This is a genomic window from Pseudomonas sp. GP01-A4 (genome assembly GCF_058780865.1).
Genome location: NZ_JBYSWF010000005.1, coordinates 35,589 through 60,449, shown reverse-complemented (window position 1 = coordinate 60,449; position 24,861 = coordinate 35,589). Strand labels below are relative to the sequence as shown.

Annotated in this window: 21 protein-coding genes and 1 tRNA gene; 19 read left to right on the top strand and 3 right to left on the bottom strand. The window is 61.0% G+C overall.

Features of this window, described 5'->3' with window-relative positions; all coding sequences use genetic code 11:
• The first annotated feature begins 3 nt into the window (after positions 1 to 3).
• From AC3WKX_RS05285 to AC3WKX_RS05230, 12 genes are all read left to right on the top strand, one after another.
• The gene (locus AC3WKX_RS05285) at positions 4 to 864 is read left to right on the top strand and encodes an NAD(P)H-hydrate dehydratase (RefSeq protein WP_102604272.1); all 861 of its coding nucleotides are present in this window, start codon (positions 4 to 6) and stop codon (positions 862 to 864) included.
• Positions 852 to 1,322 carry a tRNA (adenosine(37)-N6)-threonylcarbamoyltransferase complex ATPase subunit type 1 TsaE gene (tsaE, locus tag AC3WKX_RS05280; RefSeq protein ID WP_003217524.1) on the top strand — a complete coding sequence of 157 codons (471 nt, stop codon included), beginning with the start codon at positions 852 to 854 and terminating at the stop codon, positions 1,320 to 1,322. Before AC3WKX_RS05285 ends, tsaE begins: the two co-directional genes overlap by 13 nt.
• Positions 1,323 to 1,325: 3 nt before the next feature.
• Complete coding sequence (locus tag AC3WKX_RS05275) at positions 1,326 to 2,759, top strand: N-acetylmuramoyl-L-alanine amidase (RefSeq protein ID WP_202948682.1); 1,434 nt, start codon at positions 1,326 to 1,328, stop codon at positions 2,757 to 2,759.
• A 14-nt stretch (positions 2,760 to 2,773) separates the two neighbouring features.
• On the top strand, positions 2,774 to 4,672 hold the full coding sequence (mutL, locus tag AC3WKX_RS05270) for a DNA mismatch repair endonuclease MutL (protein ID WP_173883027.1): 1,899 nt from the start codon (positions 2,774 to 2,776) through the stop codon (positions 4,670 to 4,672).
• Positions 4,672 to 5,643 (top strand): tRNA (adenosine(37)-N6)-dimethylallyltransferase MiaA, encoded by a 972-nt coding sequence (gene miaA, locus AC3WKX_RS05265; RefSeq protein ID WP_003217518.1) that lies wholly within the window; start codon positions 4,672 to 4,674, stop codon positions 5,641 to 5,643. Before mutL ends, miaA begins: the two co-directional genes overlap by 1 nt.
• Positions 5,644 to 5,736: 93 nt before the next feature.
• Complete coding sequence (gene hfq, locus AC3WKX_RS05260) at positions 5,737 to 6,000, top strand: RNA chaperone Hfq (RefSeq protein ID WP_003217515.1); 264 nt, start codon at positions 5,737 to 5,739, stop codon at positions 5,998 to 6,000.
• Between the two features lie 12 nt (positions 6,001 to 6,012).
• Entirely contained in the window at positions 6,013 to 7,314 is a 1,302-nt protein-coding gene (gene hflX / locus AC3WKX_RS05255; protein WP_003217514.1) for a ribosome rescue GTPase HflX, read from the top strand.
• 96 nt (positions 7,315 to 7,410) lie between these two features.
• Positions 7,411 to 8,586, top strand: a complete 1,176-nt coding sequence (gene hflK / locus AC3WKX_RS05250) for an FtsH protease activity modulator HflK (protein WP_102604270.1) — start codon at positions 7,411 to 7,413, stop codon at positions 8,584 to 8,586.
• A complete protein-coding gene (gene hflC / locus AC3WKX_RS05245) occupies positions 8,586 to 9,452 on the top strand; it encodes a protease modulator HflC (protein WP_003217510.1) in 867 nt (288 codons plus the stop codon). The genes hflK and hflC overlap by 1 nt, the downstream gene beginning before the upstream one ends.
• Before the next feature lie 301 nt (positions 9,453 to 9,753).
• Positions 9,754 to 10,941: an ATP phosphoribosyltransferase regulatory subunit gene (locus tag AC3WKX_RS05240; protein ID WP_003217507.1), complete on the top strand. Its 1,188-nt coding sequence runs from the start codon at positions 9,754 to 9,756 to the stop codon at positions 10,939 to 10,941.
• A 54-nt stretch (positions 10,942 to 10,995) separates the two neighbouring features.
• Positions 10,996 to 12,285, top strand: coding sequence for an adenylosuccinate synthase (locus AC3WKX_RS05235; RefSeq protein ID WP_003217505.1), 1,290 nt, complete (start codon positions 10,996 to 10,998; stop codon positions 12,283 to 12,285).
• A gap of 139 nt (positions 12,286 to 12,424) precedes the next feature.
• Positions 12,425 to 14,359 carry a methyl-accepting chemotaxis protein gene (locus AC3WKX_RS05230; protein ID WP_102604269.1) on the top strand — a complete coding sequence of 645 codons (1,935 nt, stop codon included), beginning with the start codon at positions 12,425 to 12,427 and terminating at the stop codon, positions 14,357 to 14,359.
• A 108-nt stretch (positions 14,360 to 14,467) separates the two neighbouring features.
• Here AC3WKX_RS05230 and AC3WKX_RS05225 read toward each other — a convergent pair whose 3' ends face one another.
• The 3 genes from AC3WKX_RS05225 to AC3WKX_RS05215 all read right to left on the bottom strand — a co-directional run bounded on the left by AC3WKX_RS05225 (position 14,468) and on the right by AC3WKX_RS05215 (position 17,290).
• Positions 14,468 to 16,033, bottom strand: a complete 1,566-nt coding sequence (locus AC3WKX_RS05225; RefSeq protein ID WP_008439096.1) for an ABC transporter permease — start codon at positions 16,031 to 16,033, stop codon at positions 14,468 to 14,470.
• Complete coding sequence (locus tag AC3WKX_RS05220) at positions 16,033 to 17,058, bottom strand: extracellular solute-binding protein (protein ID WP_008439094.1); 1,026 nt, start codon at positions 17,056 to 17,058, stop codon at positions 16,033 to 16,035. The genes AC3WKX_RS05225 and AC3WKX_RS05220 overlap by 1 nt, the downstream gene beginning before the upstream one ends.
• A gap of 145 nt (positions 17,059 to 17,203) precedes the next feature.
• A tRNA-Leu gene (locus AC3WKX_RS05215) sits at positions 17,204 to 17,290 on the bottom strand.
• Between the two features lie 224 nt (positions 17,291 to 17,514).
• Between AC3WKX_RS05215 and rnr the strand changes: the two genes are divergently transcribed.
• From rnr to dnaB, 7 genes are all read left to right on the top strand, one after another.
• Complete coding sequence (rnr, locus tag AC3WKX_RS05210) at positions 17,515 to 20,148, top strand: ribonuclease R (RefSeq protein ID WP_102604268.1); 2,634 nt, start codon at positions 17,515 to 17,517, stop codon at positions 20,146 to 20,148.
• Complete coding sequence (rlmB, locus tag AC3WKX_RS05205; protein WP_003217493.1) at positions 20,145 to 20,900, top strand: 23S rRNA (guanosine(2251)-2'-O)-methyltransferase RlmB; 756 nt, start codon at positions 20,145 to 20,147, stop codon at positions 20,898 to 20,900. Before rnr ends, rlmB begins: the two co-directional genes overlap by 4 nt.
• A gap of 307 nt (positions 20,901 to 21,207) precedes the next feature.
• On the top strand, positions 21,208 to 21,630 hold the full coding sequence (gene rpsF, locus AC3WKX_RS05200) for a 30S ribosomal protein S6 (RefSeq protein ID WP_003217491.1): 423 nt from the start codon (positions 21,208 to 21,210) through the stop codon (positions 21,628 to 21,630).
• A 28-nt stretch (positions 21,631 to 21,658) separates the two neighbouring features.
• Positions 21,659 to 21,889: a 30S ribosomal protein S18 gene (gene rpsR / locus AC3WKX_RS05195; protein ID WP_002551829.1), complete on the top strand. Its 231-nt coding sequence runs from the start codon at positions 21,659 to 21,661 to the stop codon at positions 21,887 to 21,889.
• 36 nt (positions 21,890 to 21,925) lie between these two features.
• Positions 21,926 to 22,813: a YybS family protein gene (locus tag AC3WKX_RS05190; protein WP_003217488.1), complete on the top strand. Its 888-nt coding sequence runs from the start codon at positions 21,926 to 21,928 to the stop codon at positions 22,811 to 22,813.
• Positions 22,814 to 22,831: 18 nt separating this feature from the next.
• Positions 22,832 to 23,278 (top strand): 50S ribosomal protein L9, encoded by a 447-nt coding sequence (gene rplI / locus AC3WKX_RS05185; RefSeq protein ID WP_003171376.1) that lies wholly within the window; start codon positions 22,832 to 22,834, stop codon positions 23,276 to 23,278.
• Between the two features lie 120 nt (positions 23,279 to 23,398).
• Entirely contained in the window at positions 23,399 to 24,793 is a 1,395-nt protein-coding gene (gene dnaB / locus AC3WKX_RS05180) for a replicative DNA helicase (RefSeq protein ID WP_003217484.1), read from the top strand.
• The last annotated feature ends 68 nt before the right edge of the window (positions 24,794 to 24,861 follow it).

Sequence of the window (24,861 nt, the reverse complement as noted above, 5' to 3'; positions counted from 1 at the left end):
CGCATGCCGCAGACAAAACACGAAATACCCGACGTTCAGCACCTGTTGCCCGGCCAATTGCCGCAACTCGCTGCGCGTTCCCCGGACGCCCGTAAAGGCCAGTTCGGCCATGTATTGCTGATCGGCGGCGACCGAGGTTTTGGCGGCGCCGCCTTGCTCAGTGCTGAAAGTGCCCTGCGCAGTGGTGCCGGCATGGTTTCCCTGGCGACCCGTAGCGAACACGTCGGTGCGGCGCTGGCGCGGTTGCCGGAAGTGATGACGGTGGGCGTGCACTCGGCCAATCAATTGATGGGCCTGCTGGAAAAGATTTCCGTGATCGTCATCGGCCCGGGCCTGGGCGAGGTCTCCTGGGGCAAAAGCCTGCTGTCGGTAGCGGCCAATGCCAGGCAGCCGCAAGTCTGGGACGCCGATGCCTTGAACCTGCTGGCGGCGGGCAGCGTCAGCCTGCCGGCCAATTGCGTGATCACTCCGCATCCTGGCGAAGCGGCCCGCTTGATGGGTATTTCGACAGCCGAGGTTCAGGCCGACCGCCTTAACGTGGCGCGCGCCTTGAGTCAGAAATTCAATGCGGTGGCGATCCTCAAGGGCGCCGGCAGCTTGATCGCCAGCCCGGACGGTCGGGTTGCCCGCTGCGATCAGGGCCATCCTGCGATGGCGACCGCTGGCCTGGGCGATGTGTTGGCCGGCCTGGTCGGTGCTTTGCTGGCGCAAGGCATGCCGGCATTTGATGCCGCCTGCCTGGCGGTCTGGCTGCATGCCACTGCCGGAGATCGCCAGGGTACCTACGGTCGCGGGCTCGCCGCCAGTGACCTGATTCCTGCCATTCGTCAGTTGCTGGAGGAGCAATCGCCGTGTCTGAAGTAGTTCTTTTCCTGCCTGATGAAGACGCCATGGTCGCCTTGGGCAACCGTATTGCCCGGGTCACTCAAGGCTCAGGGCTGATCTTTCTGGAAGGCGATCTCGGCGCCGGAAAAACCACCTTGTCCCGGGGCATCATTCGCGGGTTGGGGCACGCGGGTGCTGTGAAAAGCCCTACGTTCACCTTGGTAGAACCCTACGAAATCGGTGACGTACGAGCGTTCCACTTCGACCTGTATCGCCTGGTGGACCCGGAAGAACTGGAATACATGGGCATTCGTGATTACTTCGATGAGGACGCCTTGTGCCTGATCGAGTGGCCAGATAAAGGCACAGGCTTTTTGCCAAAGCCGGACCTGACCATTACCATTACCCCGCATAAGCAAGGACGTCAGCTGAAGTTGTTGTCCCAGAGCGCGCGCGGCGAGTCGTGGTGCGCCGCCTTGGCATTGGAATTCAAATAATTGATGGGGTTAGGTATGCGCTTTCGCGCGTTGGTTACTGTCGTAGGGGTGTTGCTTGCGGCAATGACTTTCAATGCACTGGCGGCCTCACAGGTGAAAAGTGTTCGCCTGTGGCGGGCACCGGATAACACGCGACTGGTATTCGACCTGTCTGGCCCGGTTCAGCACAGCGTCTTCACCCTCACGGCGCCTGATCGCCTGGTGATTGATATCAACGGTGCGACCCTGGCCGCGCCGTTGAAAGTCGCCATGGCCAATACCCCGATTACCGCGATGCGCTCGGCCCAGCGTACGCCGACCGACCTGCGGGTGGTTATCGACCTGAAAAAGGCCGTGACCCCGAAAAGCTTCGTGCTGGCGCCCAACGCGCAGTATGGCAACCGGCTGGTGGTCGACCTGTTCGACAACGCCGCCGATGCCGCGCCGCCGCCTGCGCCAACTCCAAGCGTCGCGACGATACCTGCGGTGCCGGTGAACCAGTCGCAACCCCAGGTCAAATTGCCGCCGCTGCCACCGGCTCCGGCGGGCAAACGTGACATTATCGTGGTCATCGATGCCGGTCACGGCGGCGAAGACCCGGGTGCCTCGGGCTCGCGCGGCCAGCATGAAAAAGACGTAGTACTGGCCATCGCCCGCGAACTGCAGCGCCAGATCAATGGCATGAAAGGCTACCGCGCCGAGCTGACCCGGACCGGCGACTACTTTATTCCGCTGCGTGGCCGTACCGAAATCGCCCGCAAGAAGGGCGCCGACCTGTTCGTCTCGATCCACGCCGACGCCGCACCTTCGGCCGCGGCGTTTGGTGCCTCGGTGTTTGCCCTGTCTGATCGCGGCGCTACGTCCGAGACCGCCCGCTGGCTGGCGGACAGTGAAAACCGTTCCGACTTGATCGGCGGGGCTGGCAACGTATCCCTCGACGACAAGGACAAGATGCTCGCTGGCGTATTGCTCGATCTGTCGATGACTGCCTCGCTGACCTCTAGCCTGAACGTCGGGCAGAAAGTCCTGAGCAACATTGGTCGCGTCACCTCGTTGCACAAACAGCGCGTGGAACAGGCCGGGTTCATGGTGCTCAAGTCGCCGGATATTCCGTCGATCCTGGTGGAGACCGGGTTTATCTCGAACTCCAACGAAGCCTCGAAACTGGCCTCGGCCAGCCATCAGCAGGCTTTGGCGCGCTCCATCAGCGCCGGTGTTCGCCAGTTCTTCCAGCAGAACCCGCCGCCGGGCACTTATATAGCCTGGCTGCGTGACTCCGGGAAAATCGCCCAGGGCCCGCGTGACCATCGCGTGCAGCCGGGTGACACCCTGGCGATGCTGGCGGTGCGCTTCCAGGTGTCAGCGGCAACCTTGCGCAGTGCCAACAACCTCAAGACCGATGAATTGAAGGTCGGCCAGGTGTTGACCATCCCGGGCACTGAACTGGCGGCGCAATAATGAGCGAAACAGTGTTGAGCAATACCTCGCGCATCGAGCTGCTAAGCCCGCGTCTCGCCAACCAGATCGCGGCGGGTGAGGTGGTCGAGCGGCCAGCGTCGGTGATCAAGGAGTTGCTGGAAAACAGTATCGACTCCGGCGCCAGGCGCATTGATGTCGATGTTGAGCAAGGCGGCGTCAAGCTGCTGCGAGTGCGCGACGACGGCAGCGGGATTTCCTCCGATGACCTGCCGCTGGCCCTGGCCCGTCACGCCACCAGCAAGATTCGTGACCTGGAAGATCTGGAGCGGGTGATGAGTCTCGGGTTTCGTGGTGAGGCCCTGGCCTCCATCAGCTCCGTGGCTCGCCTGACCCTGACTTCCCGCACCCGCGACGCCGACCAGGCCTGGCAGGTTGAAACCGAAGGCCGCGACATGGCGCCCCGGGTCCAGCCGGCGGCACATCCGGTGGGCACCTCGGTGGAAGTACGCGACCTGTTCTTCAATACCCCGGCCCGGCGTAAATTCCTCAAGGCCGAAAAAACCGAATTCGATCACCTGCAGGAAGTCATCAAGCGCCTGGCCCTGGCGCGGTTTGATGTGGCTTTCCACCTGCGCCACAACGGCAAGACCATCCTCAGCCTGCACGAGGCCCATGATGATGCGGCCCGTGCGCGGCGTGTCTCGGCCATCTGCGGCGCGGGGTTCCTGGAGCAGGCGCTGCCGATCGAGATCGAGCGCAATGGCCTGCGGCTGTGGGGTTGGGTGGGTTTGCCGACTTTCTCCCGTAGCCAGGCGGACATGCAGTATTTCTTCGTGAATGGCCGGGCGGTGCGCGACAAGCTGGTGGCCCACGCGGTGCGCCAGGCGTATCGCGACGTGCTGTTCAACGGGCGGCATCCGACGTTTGTGCTGTTTTTCGAGGTCGACCCGTCGGTGGTCGACGTCAACGTGCACCCGACCAAGCACGAAGTGCGCTTCCGTGACGGTCGCATGGTCCACGACTTTCTTTACGGCACCCTGCACCGCGCCTTGGGCGATGTGCGGCCGGATGATCACCTGGCGGCGCCGATTGTCACGGCTGTTGTCCGTCCTTCAGGGCCGGAAGCCGGCGAGTTCGGGCCCCAGGGCGAAATGAGCCTGGCGGCCAACCTGCTGCAATCGCCGCAAGCCCAGCCGAGCTATACCGCACCAGGCTCAGGCGCCGGCGCCGGTTATCAATACCAGTACACCCCGCGTCCGCAATCGGCGGTGCCGGTGGCCGAGGCCCAGGCGGCCTATCGCGAGTTTTTCGCGCCGCTGCCCGGCGCCGAGCCAGGTGCTGCCGCGTTGCCGGAAGGCCAGGGCGACGTGCCGCCGTTGGGTTACGCGCTGGCACAGCTCAAGGGTATCTATATTCTTGCGGAAAACGCCCATGGCCTGGTGCTGGTGGACATGCACGCCGCCCACGAGCGGATCATGTACGAGCGCCTGAAGATCGCCATGGCCAGCGAAGGCCTGAGCGGCCAGCCGCTGCTGGTGCCGGAATCCCTGGCGGTCAGCCAGCGGGAAGCGGATTGCGCCGAAGAGCACGTCAGCGTGTTCCAGAAGCTGGGCTTTGAGCTGCAACGCCTGGGGCCGGAAACCCTGGCTATCCGCCAGATTCCGGCTTTGCTCAAGCAGGCAGAGGCCAACCGGCTGGTGGCCGACGTACTGGCAGACCTGATGGAATACGGCACCAGTGACCGGATCCAGGCCCACATCAATGAACTGCTCGGCACCATGGCCTGTCACGGCGCCATCCGGGCCAACCGCCGGCTGGCCTTGCCGGAAATGAACGGCCTGCTGCGGGACATGGAAAACACCGAGCGCAGCGGCCAGTGCAACCATGGCCGCCCGACCTGGACCCAGATGGGCCTGGACGACCTGGACAAACTGTTCTTGCGCGGCCGTTGATGAGTGCCTTGCCCCCCGCCATCTTCCTGATGGGCCCGACGGCCGCCGGCAAGACCGACCTGGCCATCGAGCTGACCAAGGTCTTGCCGTGCGAGTTGATCAGTGTCGACTCTGCACTGGTTTACCGGGACATGGACATCGGCACTGCCAAACCTTCAAAAGAGCTGCTGGCCCAGTATCCGCACCGGTTGATCGACATTATTGATCCCAGCGAGAGCTATTCGGCGGCGGATTTTCGCATCGATGCGCTGGCCGCCATGGCCGATATCACCGCGCGGGGCAAGATTCCGCTGCTGGTCGGCGGCACGATGCTCTACTACAAGGCCTTGCAGGAAGGTCTGGCTGATATGCCGCCAGCTGATCCACAGGTGCGCGCCGAACTTGAAGAAGAGGCTGCGCGCCTTGGCTGGCAGGCCTTGCACGATCAGTTGGCCATTGTGGATCCGGTTTCCGCCGCGCGAATTCATCCCAATGACCCCCAGCGCCTGACGCGAGCGTTGGAAGTCTGGCGGGTCAGTGGCCAGACCATGACTGAACACAGGCTGAAACAAACTGCGCAAAGTGCTGAAGCAGGCGCCTCGGGACACTCACAATTGCCCTATACTGTGGCGAATCTGGCCATCGCTCCGACGGATCGCCAGGTGCTGCATGAACGAATTGCACAAAGATTCACAATTATGTTGGAACAGGGGTTTGTGGAGGAGGTCGTAGCACTGCGTTCAAGAGGTGACCTGCATCCAGGGCTGCCTTCGATACGTGCTGTAGGCTACCGCCAAGTCTGGGATCATCTGGATGGCAAGCTGACGTCAGCCGAAATGCAGGAGCGCGGCATCATTGCCACGCGCCAATTGGCGAAGCGTCAGTTCACCTGGTTGCGCAGTTGGAGCGATTTGCACTGGCTGGACAGCCTGGACAGCGACAATCTGTCACGCGCCTTGAAATACTTGGGAACGGTCTCCATATTGAGCTGAGTCCTTGCAATTGCCGTCTATCCTTGGGGGTGTGACGGCCATGAGCTATCTATTTTCCGATTTTTATTATTGATCCTTAAAGGAGTGCGGCACATGTCAAAAGGGCATTCGCTACAAGACCCTTACTTGAATACTTTACGTAAAGAGAAAGTTGGGGTTTCCATCTATCTGGTCAACGGTATCAAGCTGCAAGGTACGATCGAGTCGTTCGACCAGTTCGTGATCCTGCTGAAAAACACCGTAAGCCAAATGGTTTACAAGCACGCTATCTCGACCGTAGTGCCGGTTCGTCCAATTCGTCTGCCTAGCGCAACCGAAGAACAGGGTGACGCCGAGCCTGCACCAGGTAACGCCTGATAGGAGTCTCCTTTGTTCTTTGAGCGCCACGGTGGTGGTGAGCGAGTAATCCTCGTTCACTTGGATGGACAGGACCCTGAGGCGCGCGAAGATCCGCAGGAGTTTCAGGAGTTGGCAAATTCGGCCGGCGCCGAGACCGTCGCGTTTTTTAACGTGCCGCGTCATCGGCCAACCGCCAAATTCCTGATCGGCAGCGGCAAGGTCGAGGAACTGCGCGACCTGGTCCACGCCGAAAAGGCCGATCTGGTGATTTTCAATCACATCCTCACGCCCAGTCAGGAACGTAACCTCGAACGAGTTTTCGAGTGTCGCGTGATCGACCGCACGGGTCTGATTCTCGATATTTTCGCTCAACGCGCCCGTACCCATGAAGGCAAGCTCCAGGTAGAACTGGCCCAGCTTGACCACATGAGCACCCGGCTGGTTCGTGGCTGGACTCACCTTGAGCGCCAGGGTGGCGGCATCGGCATGCGCGGCCCGGGTGAAACCCAGCTGGAAACCGACCGGCGTCTGCTGCGGGTCCGCCTGCGACAGATCAAGGGCCGCCTGGAGAAGGTGCGCAGCCAGCGCGAACAATCGCGACGTGGCCGTATGCGTGCGGATATCCCGACCGTTTCCCTGGTGGGCTATACCAACGCCGGCAAATCCACACTCTTCAACAACGTGACGAAATCGGACGTGTACGCGGCCGACCAACTGTTCGCGACCCTCGACCCGACCTTGCGCCGTCTGGAACTGGACGACCTGGGGCCGATTGTCCTGGCCGATACCGTGGGTTTCATTCGTCACTTGCCCCACAAGCTGGTCGAGGCATTTCGGTCTACGCTCGAAGAGTCGAGCAATTCTGACCTGCTGTTGCACGTGATCGATGCGGCCGAACCGGATCGCATGTTGCAGATTGAACAGGTCATGGTGGTGCTGGGCGAGATTGGTGCCCAGGACTTGCCGATCCTCGAGGTCTATAACAAACTCGATTTGCTTGAAGGCGTTGAGCCACAAATCCAGCGCGACGAAAACGGCAAGCCCCAGCGGGTCTGGCTGTCGGCGCGTGATGGCAGTGGCCTGGAATTGCTTGAACAAGCCATTGCCGAGCTGTTGGGCAGCGATTTGTTCGTCGGCACCTTGCGCTTGCCGCAGCGTTTTGCTCGACTGCGTGCACAGTTTTTCGAGCTGGGCGCGGTACAGAAAGAAGAACACGACGAAGAAGGTGTCAGCTTGCTGGCCGTTCGATTGCCGCGCTCGGAGCTGAATCGGCTGGTCAGCCGTGAAGGCGTTGTGCCGACAGAGTTCATCGAACAACACACTTTGCAATAAAAGCCTGAGAAAGCGGTTGTGCCGCTGTGACAGGCATTCTGTAGCATTGGTCGGCGCGCCGTGGGTGCGTCTTTGCTTTATCAGATGGAGAGCGCTATGGCTTGGAATGAGCCGGGTGGCAACTCGAATAATCAGGATCCTTGGGGTGGTAAACGCCGCAATAATGGCGACCGCAAGGGGCCACCAGATCTCGACGAGGCCTTCCGAAAGCTGCAGGAAAGCCTGAATGGGTTGTTCGGTGGTGGAAAAAAACGTGGTGGTGACGAAGGCGGTCGTACGAGCAAGGGCGGTGGTTACGGCCTGCTCGGCATCGGCCTCGTCGTGCTGGCGGCCGTCTGGCTGTACAGCGCCGTCTATGTGGTGGACGAGCAGGAGCAAGCCGTGGTGCTGCGCTTCGGCAAGTACTACGAGACTGTCGGCCCTGGCCTGAACATCTACTTCCCGCCTTTCGACAAGAAGTACATGGAAAACGTCACGCGTGAGCGTGCCTACACCAAGCAGGGCCAGATGCTGACCGAAGACGAGAACATCGTCGAAGTGCCGCTGACCGTGCAGTACAAGATCAGCAACCTGCAGGACTTCGTGCTGAACGTCGACCAGCCGGAGATCAGCCTGCAACATGCGACCGAAAGCGCCCTGCGCCACGTGGTGGGTTCCACCGCAATGGACCAGGTGCTGACTGAAGGCCGTGAATTGATGGCCAGCGAAATCAAGGAGCGCCTGCAACGGTTCCTCGACACGTACCGCACCGGTATCACCGTGACCCAGGTCAACGTACAGAGCGCAGCGGCACCGCGTGAAGTGCAGGAAGCCTTCGATGACGTGATCCGTGCCCGTGAAGACGAGCAGCGTTCGCGCAACCAGGCTGAAACCTACGCCAACGGCGTGGTGCCGGAAGCCCGTGGCCAGGCCCAGCGCATCCTTGAGGATGCCAACGGTTACCGCGACGAAGTGGTCTCCCGCGCCAAGGGTGAGGCAGATCGTTTCACCAAGCTGGTGGCCGAGTACCGCAAGGCACCGGAAGTCACCCGTGAGCGTCTGTACCTGGACACCATGCAGGAAGTCTTCAGCAACACCAGCAAGGTTCTCGTGACCGGCAGCAAGGGCGGGCAGAACAATCTGCTGTACCTGCCGCTGGACAAGATGATCGAAGGTGGTCGTAGCAGCACCAGCGCACCGGCTACCGGTTCCAATGCTGCTGCCAACGAAGCGAGCGCCCGTGCGGCCGCTGACCTGCTGCAACAGCAAACACGTACCAGGGAGAGTCGTTGATGAGCAATAAATCGCTGACCGCCCTGATTGTGGGCGTCGTCGTGGTCATCGCTGCCTGGAACTGCTTCTATATCGTGTCTCAGACCGAGCGCGCGGTGTTGCTGCAATTCGGTCGCGTGGTCCAGGCGGATGTCCAGCCGGGCCTGCATGTGAAAGTCCCCTACGTCAACCAGGTGCGCAAGTTCGACGGCCGCCTGATGACCCTGGATGCACCGACACAACGCTTCCTGACCCTGGAAAAGAAAGCTGTGATGGTTGACGCCTACGCCAAGTGGCGCGTCAAGGATGCCGAGCGCTTCTACACCGCGACCTCCGGCCTCAAGCAGATTGCCGACGAGCGTTTGTCGCGCCGTCTGGAATCGGGCCTGCGTGACCAGTTTGGTAAGCGCACCCTGCACGAGGTGGTATCCGGTGAACGTGACGCGCTGATGGCGGACATCACGCGTTCGTTGAATGCGATGGCGGAAAAAGAGCTGGGCATCGAGGTGATCGATGTTCGGGTCAAGGCCATCGACCTTCCGAAGGAAGTGAACCGCAGCGTGTTCGAACGTATGAGCACCGAGCGTGAGCGCGAGGCTCGTGAGCACCGCGCCAAGGGTAACGAACTGGCAGAAGGGATCCGCGCGGATGCCGACCGTCAGCGTCGCGTACTGTTGGCTGAAGCCTATCGCGAGTCTGAAGAGGCCCGTGGTGATGGTGATGCTCAAGCCGCTTCGATCTACGCCAAGGCCTATGGTCAGGACCAGGAGTTCTACGCGTTCTACCGTAGCCTGCGCGCCTACCGTGAAAGCTTTGCGAACAAAACCGACGTCATGGTGCTGGACCCAAGTAGCGATTTCTTCCGCTACCTGGAAAAGTCCAAGTAACCCGCATGTAGTCTGAGAATCGCTCCGTCGGGCGGCTAAAATGCCGGGCGGGGTGATCCTTTCAGAAAACGGGTGTATGATGCGGCAGCCGGGAAATTCCCGGCTTTTTTGCGTCTGCATGTTTGATTGTGGTTTTGCTCCGCAGGCGCCACAGGTTTTTCGAGGAAAGTGCCCGACGAGGCCGATTGTTGGTCGTTCGTCCCGTCGCTCTTGCGCGTGGTTTATGCAGGGGCCGGGTATTTTCTGCTTCACTCAAGGCTCGCCCGAGGGCTGGCCGCCCGGATCATAGGGGAATGGCGTAATGGCAACGGTAGACCGCTGGCTGCTGCCAGATGGCATCGAAGAAGTACTGCCACCAGAAGCTGCGCGCATTGAAATCGCGCGCCGCCAGGTGTTGGATCTGTTCCAGAGCTGGGGTTACGAGTTTGTCGTGACTCCGCATATCGAGTACCTGGAATCCCTGCTGACCGGCGCGGGCCAGGACCTGGATCTGCGCACCTTCAAGGTCATCGACCCGCAATCGGGCCGGCAAATGGGCTTTCGTGCCGACATCACGCCGCAAGTAGCGCGCATTGATGCGCACACCCTGCGTCGCGAAGGGCCAAGCCGCCTGTGCTACGCCGGCAGCGTGCTGCATGCGCAACCGCGTGCGTTGTCGTCGTCCCGCAGCCCGATCCAGTTGGGCGCCGAGTTGTACGGTGATGCGAGCCCGAGCAGCGACGTGGAAGTCATCAGCCTGATGCTGGCCATGTTGCAGCTGGCCGATGTGCCGGATGTGCACATGGACCTTGGGCATGTCGGTATCTACCGCGGCCTGGCCCGTGCGGCCGGCTTGTCGGGTGAAGTGGAACAACAGTTGTTCGATGCCTTGCAGCGCAAGGCCATCGATGAAGTGATTGCCCTGACGGCGGGCGTGCCTGCCGACCTGGCCGGCATGCTGCGTGCGCTGGTGGATCTGTGTGGCGGCCGTGAAGTACTGACCGCCGCCCGTGATCGCCTGGCGAATGCGCCGGCTGATGTATTGGCGGCCCTGGACGATGTGCTGGCGATTGCCGAGCAGTTGTCTGCGCGCTTCCCGCAGTTGCCGCTGTATTTTGATTTGGGTGAGTTGCGCGGCTACCACTACCACACCGGTGTGGTGTTTGCGGTGTTTGTCCCGGGTGTTGGCCAGGCCATCGCCCAGGGCGGTCGTTACGACGATATCGGCGCCGACTTCGGTCGCGCTCGTCCGGCGACCGGTTTTTCCACCGATTTGAAAACCCTGGTGACCCTGGGGCGTGCTGAGGTCGAACTGCCGTCTGGCGGTATCTGGATGCCCGACAGTACGGACGCAGCACTCTGGCAGCAGGTTTGCCAGTTGCGCAGTGAGGGTCAGCGTGTGGTCCAGGCCTTGCCTGGGCAGCCATTGGCCGCCGCCCGTGAAGCGGACTGCGACCGGCAATTGATTCAGCAGAACGGGCTTTGGCAAGTTTCGCCACTGGCTTCTTGAGTTTTCCTGCCGGCCACTGCCGGCACCAAGTTTGCGCGAATGAGGACAAGTGTTATGGGTAAGAATGTCGTAGTCCTGGGCACCCAATGGGGTGATGAGGGCAAAGGCAAGATCGTTGATCTGCTGACCGAACATGCTGCCGCCGTAGTGCGCTACCAAGGTGGCCACAACGCTGGCCACACCCTGGTCATCGATGGCGAAAAAACCGTCTTGCACCTGATCCCGTCGGGTGTACTGCGCGAAGGCGTGCAGTGCCTGATCGGCAACGGCGTGGTGGTTGCACCTGACGCCCTGTTGCGCGAGATCACCAAGCTGGAAGAGAAAGGCGTGCCAGTGCGCGAGCGCCTGCGTATCAGCCCTTCCTGCCCGCTGATCCTGTCCTTCCACGTTGCGCTGGACCAGGCCCGTGAAAAGGCCCGTGGCGAGCTGAAGATCGGCACGACCGGTCGCGGCATCGGCCCGGCCTACGAAGACAAGGTTGCACGTCGTGGCCTGCGTGTGGGCGACCTGCTCAACATGCCGCGCTTTGAAGACAAGCTGCGTGAACTGGTGGATTACCACAACTTCATGCTGGTGGGTTACTACAAAGAGCCGGCCATCGAGTTTGAAAAGACCCTGGCCGAGTGCAAGGAATACGCCGAGCTGCTCAAGCCGCTGATGCTGGACGTGACTGCCGAGCTGCACGACCTGCGTCGCGCCGGCAAAGACATCATGTTCGAAGGCGCCCAGGGCTCGTTGCTGGACATCGACCACGGCACCTACCCTTACGTCACCAGTTCCAACACCACCGCTGGCGGCGTTGCGACGGGTTCGGGCGTTGGCCCGATGTTCCTGGACTACATCCTCGGCATCACCAAGGCATACACCACGCGTGTAGGTTCGGGTCCATTCCCGACTGAACTGTTCGACGACGTCGGCGCGCACCTGGCCAAACAAGGCCACGAGTTCGGCGCGACGACCGGCCGTGCCCGCCGTTGTGGCTGGTTCGACGCCGTTATCCTGCGTCGCGCTATCGATGTGAACAGCATCTCGGGCATCTGCCTGACCAAGCTGGACGTACTCGACGGCCTGGAAACCATCAACATCTGCATCGGCTACAAGGATGCGGAAGGCAAGGACGTTGCCCCGACTGACGCGGACAGCTACGTAGGCCTGCAGCCTGTGTACGAAGAAGTGCCAGGCTGGACCGAATCGACCGTGGGCGCCAAGACCCTGGAAGAACTGCCAGCCAACGCCCGCGCTTACATCAAGCGCGTCGAAGAGCTGATCGGTGCGCCGATCGACATTATTTCGACGGGCCCGGACCGCAACGAGACCATCGTTCTGCGTCACCCGTTCGCTTAATAAGCTGTTGATGTAAAAAGCAAAGGGCTCCTTCGGGAGCCCTTTGTCGTTTCCGCCTGGTAAACGGCACGACCCTTGCTATGGTTCTTTCTTTCGCGGTGCTATCAAATTAATGGCACCCGTGGTGGAGGGATTCCCAGTGTCTGCCGTTCTCTCATTGTTACAAAGCCGGCTGTTGCGGCCGGTGTTCGTTACCCTAGGTATCGCTCTTTTGGTGCAAGTACTGGTGGCCGTCGCCCTGACGCGAAGCACCGTCACTGCATTGGAAGCTGATTTGGGCAATCGCCTGGGCGTCGACAGCCAGAAACTGTCCGGCGAGTTGGCGCAAGCCGGCAAGGAAGTGACATCCAGCCTGGACAGTCTGTCTTCCAGCACGCGCCAGCGTCTGACGGCGGGGCTTTCCACGCGCCTGCAGGAAGAGCAGAAGCAACTGCGTGCGACCCTGGAAAAAGACCTGCAGGACTCTGCCAATGACATGGCGCAACTGCTCGCTTCGGTGGCGCCGCGCGCCATGTGGGACAGCGACGTGCCGACGCTGTCTGAGTTTGCCCGCAGAGCCCAGCGCAATCCCAACGTGTTGTTTGTGGTGTATGACGACGCGGCTGGCGAGCACCTGACCCGTTACCTCAATCGTGAAAACCCGATCAACCAGGCGCTGCTGGAAAAGGGCAAGGGCGAACGTGCCCTGGATAAAGTGCTGGATGCGGCGAAGAATGATCCCTCGGTGTTCTACGTCGAAGCGTCCATCAGCCCCAATGGCGTAGAGATCGGCAAGGTCCGCATGGGGGTTTCGACTGCCTCGGTCGAGGCTGACCTGGCCGCGCTGGACAAGCGTTTTGCTGCACTGATTGCCAGCGGTGACCAGTTGGTGGGCGACAGCCTCAAGGGTGCCGCGGCTGACAGCGCGGCGGCCATGGGCGCGCGTTTGCAGTCGGCGCAAGCCACCGCCACCCAGATGACCGCCAATACCACCAGCGCCGTGCAAGAGGCGGCGGGCACCTTGCGCTGGCGCATCGGCATGGGCCTGGCAGTTGTAGGTTTTGGTGTATTGCTGTTGATTGCTGTAGTGCTCGGCCGTCGGGTGGTCAATCGCCTGAAGCTGCTGATTGCAGCGATGGACGATTTGGCGGCAGGCGAGGGCGACCTGACCAAGCGCGTGCAGATCAACAGCCGGGACGAAATCGGCGACATGGCCTCGGCGGTCAATCGCTTTGTGGATAAATTGCAGCCGATCGTGCGTGAAGCCGGTGATGTGGCCCAGCGTACCGGCGTGGAAATCGGCGCGATGACCCTGCGCAATGCGGGTGCCGATGCGGCCGCCGGCTTGCAGCGTGATGAGGTTGCCGAAAGCCTGCGGGCGCTGTCGCAAATGGCGGATGAGGCCCAGGCGGAAAGCCATGCGATGCAGGCGGCTTTGCAGCAGGTGGTGGATATTCGCCAGGCGACTGATGAAAATTCCCGCACTTCAGCCGAAGTCGGCAGCTTGATCGAGGCGTTGGCGGGGCAGGTGCAGGCCGGTTCCAAGGTGATCGAGCGGCTGGCGCAGCAGAGCGAGCAGATCGAGGTGGTGTTAACGGTGATCCACGGGATTGCCGAGCAAACCAACCTGCTGGCGCTCAACGCGGCTATTGAGGCGGCGCGAGCCGGTGAGACCGGGCGCGGCTTTGCGGTGGTGGCGGACGAGGTTCGCGCCCTGGCCAGTAAAACCCAGAGTTCTACCGGCGACATCCAGGCCCACATCGTGGCCTTGCAGCAAGGCGCCCGTGAGGCCGTGGAAACCATCGGCAAGGCCGGGCGCCAGGCCAGCGAAGGTTTGCTGGTATTACGCGACAGCGTACGCCTGCAGCAGTCGGTACAGGCCTCGGTGGAGCAGGTGCATACAGCGATTGGCCTGGCGACGCGGGCGGCTGAGCATCAGGCGCAGGGTGCGCATGCGGTGCGTGGGCGGGTGGAGATCATCCATGCCCAGGCAGAGCGGGCCGCTCAGGCGGTGGTAGAGACCACCGCCAGTGGCAAGGTGCTGGATGGGTTGGCGGCGCAGTTGAAGGCAAGTCTGGGGCAGTTCCGGGCTTGATATCGCCTGGTGCGGCCCTTTCGCGAGCAAGCCCGCTCCCACATTCGACCGAGTTCCACTTCTGGAATGCGAGCAAATGTGGGAGCGGGCTTGCTCGCGAAAGCTATTTCAGCGGCTCAGATACATCCGCGTCGTAAGCAGATACACCGGCAGCCCCGACACCAAAATCAACAATGCCGCATAGGGCGCCGCTGCCGCGAATTCCACATTCGAGGTGTGCGCCCACACGGCAGTTGCCAAGGTGTTCAGCCCGGTAGGACTAAGCAGCAACGTCGCCGTCAATTCCTTCATCGCATCCAGGAATACCAGCGCAAACGCCGCCCCCAATGCCGGGAAAATAATCGGCAGCGTCACCCGGCAAAACGCACTGAACGACGACGCGCCCAGCGTTCTCGCCGCCTCTTCCAGCTGTGGTGCTGCCTTGTTCAGCGCCGTGCGTATCGGCGCCTGGGCCAGAGGCAAAAACAGCAGCGCATAAGCGATCAGCAGCAATGCCGACGTTTGATATAGCGCCGGCACGTAATGCAGGGCGAAATACACCAGTGTCAGCGCAATCACCAGGCCGGGCAGGGCGTGCAGCAGGTACGGCAGGCGCTCGGCCCACAGTGCGAGCTGGCCCTTGTAGCGCACCACCAGCAAGCCCACCGGCACGGCAAACAACAGGCAAAGCGCGGCGCCACCCAGGGACAGCGCCAACGAAGAAAGCAGCGCCTCGCTGATCTCGGCTATCGGAAATGCCGCCGAACTGCCCACTGCCAGCCAATAACCGAGCATGCCCAGTGGAATGCCGCTGCCGATGATCGCCAGGAGCAGGCAATACAGCTGCCCCAGCGCCGCCCATTTGCCGAGTCGAACCTGTTCGGCATGCCGCGCCGCGCCCTGGCCGGTACGCACGTGCCGGCCCTTGCCGCGCACCCGCAGCTCCAGCCAGAGCAGCGTCAGGCACATCACCAGCAGCACCGCCGAAAGCATCGCCGCATTGGCGTTGCTGAACTCCAGCTCGAATTGCTGGTAGATCGCGGTGGTAAACGTCTGCAAGCCGATGATCGACAGCGCGCCGAACTCCACCAGCATATGCAGGGCAATCAACAGTGCCCCGGCCAGCAGTGACGGCCACAGCAGCGGCAAGGTGATGCGAAAGAATACGCCCCAGCGATTCAGTCCGAGGGTGCGGGCCGATTCTTCCAGGGATGGATCAAGATTGCGCAGGGTTGCCGCCACCGGCAGAAACACCAGTGGGTATTTGGACAGGGTCATCACCAGGATCGCTCCGCCCAACCCTTCAAAGTTGGCGCTTAACGAAACCCAGGTAAAGCTGCTGACAAACGCCGGCACCGCGAACGGCAGGCACAGGATCACTCCCCAGATCCGCCGCCCCGGCAGGTTGCTGCGTTCCAGCAGCCAGGCCAGGGACAAGCCGATCACGCCGCAGGCCACGGTGACGCCGACCATCAGCGCCAGGGTGTTGCGCAGCAACCCGAATACATAGGGCCGCCACAGCAAATGCACCGCTTCGGCCCATCCTGCCTGCCAGGCCTTGAGGCCGACATACGCCAGCGGCAACAGGCTCAGGCCTACCAGCAGCAGGACTGGTAGCAGCAACCAGATCGAAGGGCGTTTGCGTCTCGGCGTAAAACCCCCGCGCAAGGCGAGGGCGGGGAGCGATGGGTTCATCAGTTCAAGCCAACGTCACGTTCCAGTTCCAGGGCTTCTTCGGCGTTGCCCAGGTCGGCAGGGGTGACTTTCGGCGGTTGCAGCTCGCTGAAAGGCTTGAGGCCGCGGTTGGATTCCATGCCCTTGCGCAGCGGGTATTCGGCGGAAGTGTTGGTGATCACCCGCTGGCCTTCTTCGCTGGCCATGAATGCCAGCAGTTGCTGGGCTTCCTTTGGATGCTTGCTGGATTTCAGTGCAGCCGCGGCAGACACGGTGATCAGGCCACCGGCATCGCCGTTGGTGAAGTAGTGCAGCTGCGAATCCAGGTTGGTTTTTTCTTTCTTCAGGGCGAACCAGTAGTAGTTGTTCACCAAGACAGTGGCGACTTCGCCATTTTCCACGGCCTTGAGCGCAACCATGTTGTTGCTGTAGACCTTGCCGAAAGCGCGCAGGCCGGTCAGCCACTCTTCAGCCGCTTCGCGACCGTGCAGCTTGATGATCGCTACGGCTTGTTCCTGGAACGCGCCGCTGGTGGGCACGAAACCGACCTTGCCTTGCCACTCGGGCCCGGCGAAATCCAGTACCGACTTGGGCAGGTCTTTTTCGGCGATCAGCTTCGGGTTGAAGGCCACGACGCGGGTGCGTGCGGTCACGCCCATCCAGGCGCCGTTGGCGGCCACGTATTCCTTCGGCAGGACGTCGAGGGTGCTGGCGTCGATGGTTGCCAGCAGGCCTTGCTCGCCGAGTTTATTCAGCGGCGGCGATTCTTCGGTGTAGATCACGTCGGCAGGGGAGCGGTCACCTTCTTCGACGACCTGGCTGGCCAGCTGGTTGCTGCTGCCCTTGCGCACATTGACGTGGATGCCGGTCTTGGCTTCGAAGGCCTTGGCAAGTTCATCGCCGACCTCCTTGTGTTGGCCGTTGTACAAGGTCAGTGCAACCTTGTCGGCAGAATAGGCAGCGGGCGAGAGCAGGGTCAGGCCGAGCAGAGTGATGGTCAGGCCACGCAGAAGGGATGTCTTGAGACGGGTATCGCGGATCATCATCCGGGGTTTTCCTCACTTGAGTGCAACAAATCCTTACAAGGATAAACGATAAAACTTCTCAAGTGCGGACGAGAGGGGAAATCACCGGTCAGGTTTTCAAACCCCGGAAACGAAAAAACCCGCTTTCGCGGGTTTGATCTGAATTTGGTGCCCAGGAGAAGACTCGAACTTCCACGACCTTGCGATCACCAGCACCTGAAGCTGGCGTGTCTACCAATTTCACCACCTGGGCAGCATCAACAACGTTGCCGTCGTCGATGGCGCGCACTATACGGAGGCTATTTTGAGCTGTAAAGCCCTGCCATGAAAAAAGTCTGGAATATTTCGCCGACGGTCGCGCAAGGTGCATTCCAAGGGCTACAAAGTGCTTTTACGGGCTTGTTGACACCTGAAATTTCCCGTTTCAATACGCGTATGCCAAACTAACCCGCATATAGACAAGGTGAAAACTCTCTAATGGCCGATTGGCAGTCCCTCGATCCCGAGGCCGCTCGTGAAGCGGAAAAATATGAAAACCCCATTCCTAGCCGCGAACTGATCCTGGCGCACCTCGCCGATCGGGGTTCGCCTGCTAGCCGCGAGCAGCTGGTTGAAGAATTCGGTCTGACCACCGAAGACCAACTCGAAGCCCTGCGTCGCCGCCTGCGCGCCATGGAGCGCGATGCCCAGTTGATCTACACCCGCCGCGGCACCTACGCGCCGGTGGACAAGCTCGACCTGATCCTCGGCCGCATCGCCGGCCACCGTGACGGTTTCGGCTTCCTGATCCCGGACGATGGCAGCGACGACCTGTTCATGAGCCCGGCGCAAATGCGCCTGGTGTTTGATGGCGACCGTGCCCTGGCCCGCGTTTCCGGCCTCGACCGTCGCGGTCGCCGTGAAGGCGTGATCGTCGAAGTGGTGTCCCGTGCCCACGAGTCCATCGTCGGCCGTTACTTCGAAGAAGGCGGCATCGGCTTCGTGGTGCCGGATAACCCCAAGGTCCAGCAGGAAGTGCTGATCACCCCGGGGCGCAATGGCGCCGCCAAAGTGGGCCAGTTCGTCGAGGTGAAAATCACCCACTGGCCAACTGCGCGCTTCCAGCCACAGGGCGATATCGTTGAAGTGGTCGGCAACTACATGGCGCCGGGCATGGAGATCGATGTTGCGCTGCGCACCTACGATATCCCTCACGTCTGGCCTGAGGCTGTGCTCAAAGAAGCCGCCAAGCTCAAGCCGGAAGTCGAAGAAAAAGACAAAGAGAAGCGCATCGACCTGCGTCATCTGCCGTTCGTCACCATTGACGGCGAAGATGCCCGCGACTTCGACGATGCGGTCTACTGCGAAGCCAGGCCTGGCAAACTGCGCCTGTTCTCCGGCGGCTGGAAGTTGTTCGTCGCGATTGCCGACGTGTCCAGCTACGTGAAGATCGGTTCGGCCCTGGACAACGAAGCCCAGGTGCGCGGCAACTCGGTGTACTTCCCCGAGCGCGTCATCCCGATGCTGCCTGAGCAGCTGTCCAACGGCCTGTGCTCCCTGAACCCGAAAGTCGACCGTTTGGCCATGGTGTGCGAGATGACCATCTCGAAAACCGGCGAAATGACCGACTACCAGTTCTACGAAGCGGTGATTCACTCCCAGGCGCGCCTGACCTACAACAAGGTCAGCACCATCCTGGAACAGCCGAAAACCAGCGAGGCCAAGGCCCTGCGCGGTGAGTACGGGCATGTCGTGCCGCATCTCAAGCAGCTCTACGCGCTGTACAAGGTGCTGTTGGGCGCTCGTCACGTGCGTGGCGCGATCGACTTTGAAACTCAGGAAACCCGGATTGTCTTCGGTTCCGAGCGCAAGATCGCCGCGATCACCCCGACCACGCGCAACGATGCTCACAAGCTGATCGAGGAGTGCATGCTGGCGGCCAACGTGGCCACCGCAGAATTCCTCAAAAAGCACGAGATTCCTGCGTTGTACCGGGTGCACGACGGCCCGCCGCCGGAGCGTCTGGAGAAGCTGCGCGCGTTCCTCGGTGAGCTCGGCCTGTCCCTGCACAAAGGCAAGGACGGCCCGACGCCGAAGGACTACCAGGCTCTGCTCGCGAGCATCAAGGACCGTCCGGATTACCACGTGATCCAGACCGTTATGCTGCGCTCCCTGAGCCAGGCGGTGTACAGCGCCGATAACCAGGGCCACTTTGGCCTGAATTACGAAGCGTACACCCACTTCACCTCGCCGATTCGTCGTTACCCGGACTTGCTCACGCACCGGGCGATCCGCAGCGTGATCCATTCCAAGCAGAACACCCCGCACGTCAAGCGTGCTGGTGCCATGACCATTCCGAAGGCACGGATCTATCCGTACGACGAAGCGGCCCTGGAACAGTTGGGCGAGCAGTGCTCCATGAGCGAGCGCCGTGCCGACGAAGCCACCCGCGACGTAGTGAACTGGCTCAAGTGCGAGTTCATGAAAGACCGCGTGGGCGAGTCGTTCCCGGGTGTGATCACTGCCGTGACCGGTTTTGGTTTGTTCGTCGAGCTGACCGACATCTACGTCGAGGGCCTGGTGCACGTCACCGCCTTGCCGGGTGACTACTACCACTTCGACCCTGTGCATCACCGCCTGGCGGGTGAGCGCACCGGTCGCAGCTTCCGTCTGGGCGATACCGTGGAAGTGCAGGTCATGCGCGTCGACCTCGACGAGCGCAAGATCGATTTCGGTATGCCTGACAAGCCGGCTGAACCGACTGGCCGTAAAAAACGTGGCAGCGAAACTGCAGCCCCGGCCAGCAAAGGCAAAGGCGCTCCTGCGAAAGCGGCGGTCGCCGAGCCTGCGCCAGCCAAGCCTGCGCGTCGTTCGTCTGCCAAGGACAAGGCCCCCGAAGCCTACCGCCCTAGCGATGCCGCGGCGAAAAACGCCGAGCTGCGCAAGAGCCGCGAGTTGAAGCAGCAGTTGCTCAACGAAGCCAAAAGCGGTGGTAAAGCGGCGTCTGGGGGAAAGTCCCGCGAGGCGGAAAAGCCGTCGAGCAAGCCGAGTAAACACCGTAAAGGCCCGCCAAAAGCGGGTTCGGCCCCCGCGAAAAGCGGCGGGTCGCGCAAACCTAAGGCCAAGTCATGAGTCTGGAAAAAATCTACGGCGTACACGCCGTAGAAGCATTGCTGCGTCACCACCCGAAACGCGTCAAGCAGGTGTGGTTGGCAGAAGGCCGCAGTGAGCCGCGTGTTCAAGCGCTGGTCGAACTGGCCAATCAGAACAAAGTTGCCATCGGCCAGGCCGAGCGGCGCGAGATGGACGTCTGGGTCGAAGGCGTTCACCAGGGCGTGGTAGCCGACGTCAGTCCAAGCCAGGTCTGGGGCGAAGCGATGCTCGACGAGCTGCTCGACCGCACCGAAGGCGCACCGCTGTTGCTGGTGCTCGACGGCGTGACCGATCCGCACAACCTCGGCGCCTGCCTGCGTTCGGCGGATGCCGCCGGTGCGTTGGCGGTGATCGTGCCTAAAGACAAGTCGGCAACCTTGACGCCTGTCGTGCGTAAAGTCGCCTGCGGTGCTGCGGAAGTGATTCCGTTGGTGGCCGTGACCAACCTGGCGCGCACCCTGGAGAAACTCCAGCAGCGCGGCCTGTGGGTCGTGGGTACGGCGGGGGAGGCTGAGGTCAGCATTTATGACCAGGACCTCACCGGCCCGACCATCCTGATCATGGGTGCTGAAGGCAAAGGCATGCGTCGCCTGACCCGCGAGCATTGCGATTACCTGGTGCACCTGCCGATGGCCGGTAGCGTCAGCAGCCTCAACGTTTCAGTCGCAACGGGCGTCTGCCTGTTCGAAGCCCAGCGCCAGCGCGGCGCCAAGGCTAAAGCCAAGAAATAACCAAGTCTGGCGCAGGTCAAAATGTGGGAGGGGGCTTGCTCCCGAATACGGTGTATCAGTCAGTGCATTTGGTGACTGGCACATCGCTTTCGGGGGCAAGCCCCCTCCCACATTTGTTTTTGTGGTGTATGGGGGCTGTTCAAATAATCACCAATCACCTTGCACCCTTTCTCCCCCTTCTCTACAATTGCGCCCCTTGCCTTCATGGCAGGCACGCATGTGCCTCCCTTCGGCAAGATCCATAAGTGTCATTCACTCCTTGTCTGACCGTTTTTGAGCGGCAGGCTACAACCCGTAAGGAGCATTCATGCGTCATTACGAAATCATCTTTTTGGTCCACCCGGATCAAAGCGAGCAAGTCGGCGGCATGGTAGAGCGTTACACCAAGCTGATCGAAGAAGACGGCGGCAAAATCCACCGTCTGGAAGATTGGGGCCGTCGTCAACTGGCCTACGCAATCAACAATGTTCACAAGGCTCACTACGTGATGCTGAACGTTGAGTGCACTGGCAAGGCCCTGGCCGAGCTGGAAGACAACTTCCGCTACAACGATGCAGTGATCCGTAACCTGGTCATCCGTCGCGAAGAAGCCGTTACCGGCCAATCCGAGATGCTCAAGGCTGAAGAAAACCGCAGTGAGCGCCGTGAGCGTCGCGACCGTCCTGAGCACGAAGGCGCTGAAAGCGCTGATAGTGATGACAGCGACAACAGCGATAACGCTGACGAGTAATCCACGGACCTTTTAAGGAGCCTATCAAATGGCACGTTTCTTCCGTCGTCGTAAATTCTGCCGCTTCACCGCTGAAGACGTGAAGGAGATCGATTACAAAGATCTCAACACTCTGAAAGCCTACGTATCCGAGACCGGCAAAATTGTTCCAAGCCGCATCACCGGTACCAAAGCTCGTTATCAGCGTCAGCTGGCCACCGCTATCAAGCGCGCCCGCTTCCTGGCCCTGCTGGCCTACACCGACAGCCACGGCCGCTGAGACCGGGCAGTCGACAAGTAGTAAGGGATTGAATGCATGCGCGCCTTAGCTGAGTTCATCATGCGCGGTCGTGTGCAGGCCACTCTGGTAGTGGCTGGATGTGCAGCATTGCCGTTGTTGTATTGGTTGGGTGCTGCCGCGGGTTGCCTTGTGCTTCTGCGGCGCGGTTTGAAGGACGCCCTTGGCGTTCTTGCCCTGGGGATACTGCCGGCCTTGGTCTGGTGGTTGAAATTCGATGATCCACGGGTACTTCTGGTACTGCTCGGTTCATCGACCCTTGCGTTGGTTTTGCGCGCAAGTGAGTCCTGGGTCCGTACGCTGCTGGTCAGCGTGGCATTGGGGTTGGTGTATTCACTGGCGCTTGGCGCGGCTTTCCGCCCGCAAATCGAGGCGCTGGCGCAGGAGATCATCAAGATCCTGCCGCTGGCCCTCGGGGATCTCTACCAGCAGTTATCGGTAGAGGAGCGAGCGCGCTTTGCGTCAGTGGTTGCACCGATGCTTACCGGCCTGATAGCGGCACTGTTGCAGATTGTCAGCTTGCTGAGCCTGATTCTTGGGCGTTACTGGCAGGCGTTGTTGTATAACCCGGGTGGTTTTGGTCGCGAGTTTCGCAGTATCAGAATCCCCGCTGGACCGGCGATGTTGCTGCTGGCGTTCATGGTGGTCGGGCCGACTTTTGGCCTGGCGCTGTTGGTGCCGTTGTGCAGCGTACCGCTGGTATTCGCCGGCCTGTCCCTGATTCATGGGCTGGTGGCGCAAAAGCGACTGGGCAGATTCTGGCTGGTGGGGTTGTACGTGACGCTGTTGCTGTTCATGCAGCTGATCTATCCGTTACTCGTGGTCTTGGCCATTGTCGACGGCCTGATTGATTTTCGCGGTCGTCTGGCGCCGAAAGACGCCGATAACGCGAACGGTGAAGGTTAAAAGTTAGAGGATTTTCACATGCAACTGATCCTTCTGGAAAAAGTCGCCAACCTGGGCAACCTGGGCGACAAAGTGAACGTTAAGGCCGGCTACGGTCGTAACTACCTGCTGCCATACGGCAAAGCCACCGCTGCAACCGCTGCCAACCTGGCTGCGTTTGAAGAGCGTCGTGCTGAGCTGGAAAAAGCAGCAGCAGACAAAAAAGCTTCGGCCGAAACTCGCGCTGCCCAACTGGCTGAGCTGGAAGTGACTATCACTGCCACCGCCGGTGACGAAGGCAAGCTGTTCGGTTCGATCGGCACCCACGACATCGCTGATGCACTGACCGCCTCCGGCGTTGAAGTGCAGAAGAGCGAAGTTCGTCTGCCGAACGGCACCATCCGCAACGTTGGCGAATTCGATGTAGCCGTGCACCTGCACGCTGAAGTCGAAGCAACCGTACGCGTTGTTGTGGTAGCAGCTTAAGCAACACCTAACTGACTGGCACCTCGCGTGCCAGGCAGTTAACATCGGGCACGATCCTGTTCACAGGTCGTGCCTTTTGTTTTTCTATAGCTCCTGATTCTCCAACTATTCCAAGTGGCCATGAACGATATCTCCGCTCCTGAGCAATATGACCTGCAAACCGCTGCCCTGAAGGTGCCGCCGCATTCCATCGAGGCCGAACAGGCCGTGCTCGGTGGCTTGATGCTGGACAACAACGCCTGGGAACGCGTGCTGGATCAAGTCTCGGACGGCGATTTCTACCGTCATGACCACCGCCTGATCTTCCGCGCCATTGCCAAGCTGGCCGACCAGAACTCACCGATCGACGTGGTGACCCTGGCCGAGCAGTTGGACAAGGAAGGCCAGACGTCCCAAGTGGGCGGCCTGGGTTACCTGGGCGAGTTGGCGAAAAACACGCCATCGGTCGCCAACATCAAGGCGTATGCGCAGATCGTCCGTGCGCGGGCCACGTTGCGCCAGTTGATCGGCATCGCCACCGAGATCGCCGACAGCGCGTTCAACCCGGAAGGCCGCACTGCCGAAGAGATTCTCGACGAAGCCGAACGGCAGATCTTCCAGATCGCCGAGGCCCGGCCGAAAACCGGCGGCCCGGTCAGCGTCAACGACTTGCTGACCAAGGCCATCGACCGTATCGACACCTTGTTCAACACCGACAACGCCATCACCGGCCTGTCCACCGGCTACACCGACCTCGACGGCATGACCAGCGGCCTGCAGCCAGCCGACTTGATCATCGTCGCCGGCCGTCCGTCCATGGGTAAAACCACCTTCGCCATGAACCTGGTGGAAAACGCCGTGTTGCGCAGCGACAAGGCCGTACTGGTTTACTCCCTGGAGATGCCAGGCGAATCGCTGATCATGCGTATGTTGTCGTCCCTGGGCCGCATCGACCAGACCAAGGTGCGTGCCGGCCGCCTGGAAGACGACGACTGGCCGCGGCTGACCTCGGCGGTCAACCTGCTCAACGATCGCAAGCTGTTTATCGATGACACCGCGGGCATCAGCCCGTCGGAAATGCGCGCGCGTACCCGACGCCTGGTGCGTGAGCACGGCGACATCGCCCTGATCATGATCGACTACCTGCAGTTGATGCAGATCCCGGGTTCCAGCGGTGACAGCCGGACCAACGAGATTTCCGAGATTTCCCGCTCGTTGAAAGCCCTGGCCAAGGAATTCAACTGCCCGGTGGTTGCCCTGTCGCAGCTCAACCGATCTCTTGAGCAGCGTCCGAACAAACGCCCGATCAACTCCGACTTGCGGGAATCCGGAGCGATCGAGCAGGATGCTGACGTGATCATGTTCGTATACCGGGACGAGGTGTATCACCCGGAGACCGAGCATAAAGGCATCGCCGAAATCATCATCGGTAAACAGCGTAACGGGCCAATCGGCACCACGCGCCTGGCCTTTATCGGCAAATACACCCGCTTCGAAAACCTGGCGCCGGGCAGCTACAACTTCGAAGACGAGTAAAAGGCCGTCCCGCCAATTCCGACTGCAAAGGTCGGAATTGGTCAAAATTTGTGCTATATTCCGCGCCC

What these genes read in the sequence shown, in the direction of transcription:
- AC3WKX_RS05285 (WP_102604272.1), top strand. Translation starts at nt 4, where the DNA reads ATGCCGCAGACAAAACACGAAATACCCGACGTTCAGCACCTGTTGCCC.
- AC3WKX_RS05275 (WP_202948682.1), top strand. Translation starts at nt 1,326, where the DNA reads ATGGGGTTAGGTATGCGCTTTCGCGCGTTGGTTACTGTCGTAGGGGTG.
- miaA (WP_003217518.1), top strand. Translation starts at nt 4,672, where the DNA reads ATGAGTGCCTTGCCCCCCGCCATCTTCCTGATGGGCCCGACGGCCGCC.
- hfq (WP_003217515.1), top strand. Translation starts at nt 5,737, where the DNA reads ATGTCAAAAGGGCATTCGCTACAAGACCCTTACTTGAATACTTTACGT.
- hflK (WP_102604270.1), top strand. Translation starts at nt 7,411, where the DNA reads ATGGCTTGGAATGAGCCGGGTGGCAACTCGAATAATCAGGATCCTTGG.
- hflC (WP_003217510.1), top strand. Translation starts at nt 8,586, where the DNA reads ATGAGCAATAAATCGCTGACCGCCCTGATTGTGGGCGTCGTCGTGGTC.
- AC3WKX_RS05240 (WP_003217507.1), top strand. Translation starts at nt 9,754, where the DNA reads ATGGCAACGGTAGACCGCTGGCTGCTGCCAGATGGCATCGAAGAAGTA.
- AC3WKX_RS05235 (WP_003217505.1), top strand. Translation starts at nt 10,996, where the DNA reads ATGGGTAAGAATGTCGTAGTCCTGGGCACCCAATGGGGTGATGAGGGC.
- AC3WKX_RS05225 (WP_008439096.1), bottom strand. Translation starts at nt 16,033, where the DNA reads ATGAACCCATCGCTCCCCGCCCTCGCCTTGCGCGGGGGTTTTACGCCG.
- AC3WKX_RS05220 (WP_008439094.1), bottom strand. Translation starts at nt 17,058, where the DNA reads ATGATGATCCGCGATACCCGTCTCAAGACATCCCTTCTGCGTGGCCTG.
- rnr (WP_102604268.1), top strand. Translation starts at nt 17,515, where the DNA reads ATGGCCGATTGGCAGTCCCTCGATCCCGAGGCCGCTCGTGAAGCGGAA.
- rlmB (WP_003217493.1), top strand. Translation starts at nt 20,145, where the DNA reads ATGAGTCTGGAAAAAATCTACGGCGTACACGCCGTAGAAGCATTGCTG.
- rpsF (WP_003217491.1), top strand. Translation starts at nt 21,208, where the DNA reads ATGCGTCATTACGAAATCATCTTTTTGGTCCACCCGGATCAAAGCGAG.
- rpsR (WP_002551829.1), top strand. Translation starts at nt 21,659, where the DNA reads ATGGCACGTTTCTTCCGTCGTCGTAAATTCTGCCGCTTCACCGCTGAA.
- AC3WKX_RS05190 (WP_003217488.1), top strand. Translation starts at nt 21,926, where the DNA reads ATGCGCGCCTTAGCTGAGTTCATCATGCGCGGTCGTGTGCAGGCCACT.
- rplI (WP_003171376.1), top strand. Translation starts at nt 22,832, where the DNA reads ATGCAACTGATCCTTCTGGAAAAAGTCGCCAACCTGGGCAACCTGGGC.
- dnaB (WP_003217484.1), top strand. Translation starts at nt 23,399, where the DNA reads ATGAACGATATCTCCGCTCCTGAGCAATATGACCTGCAAACCGCTGCC.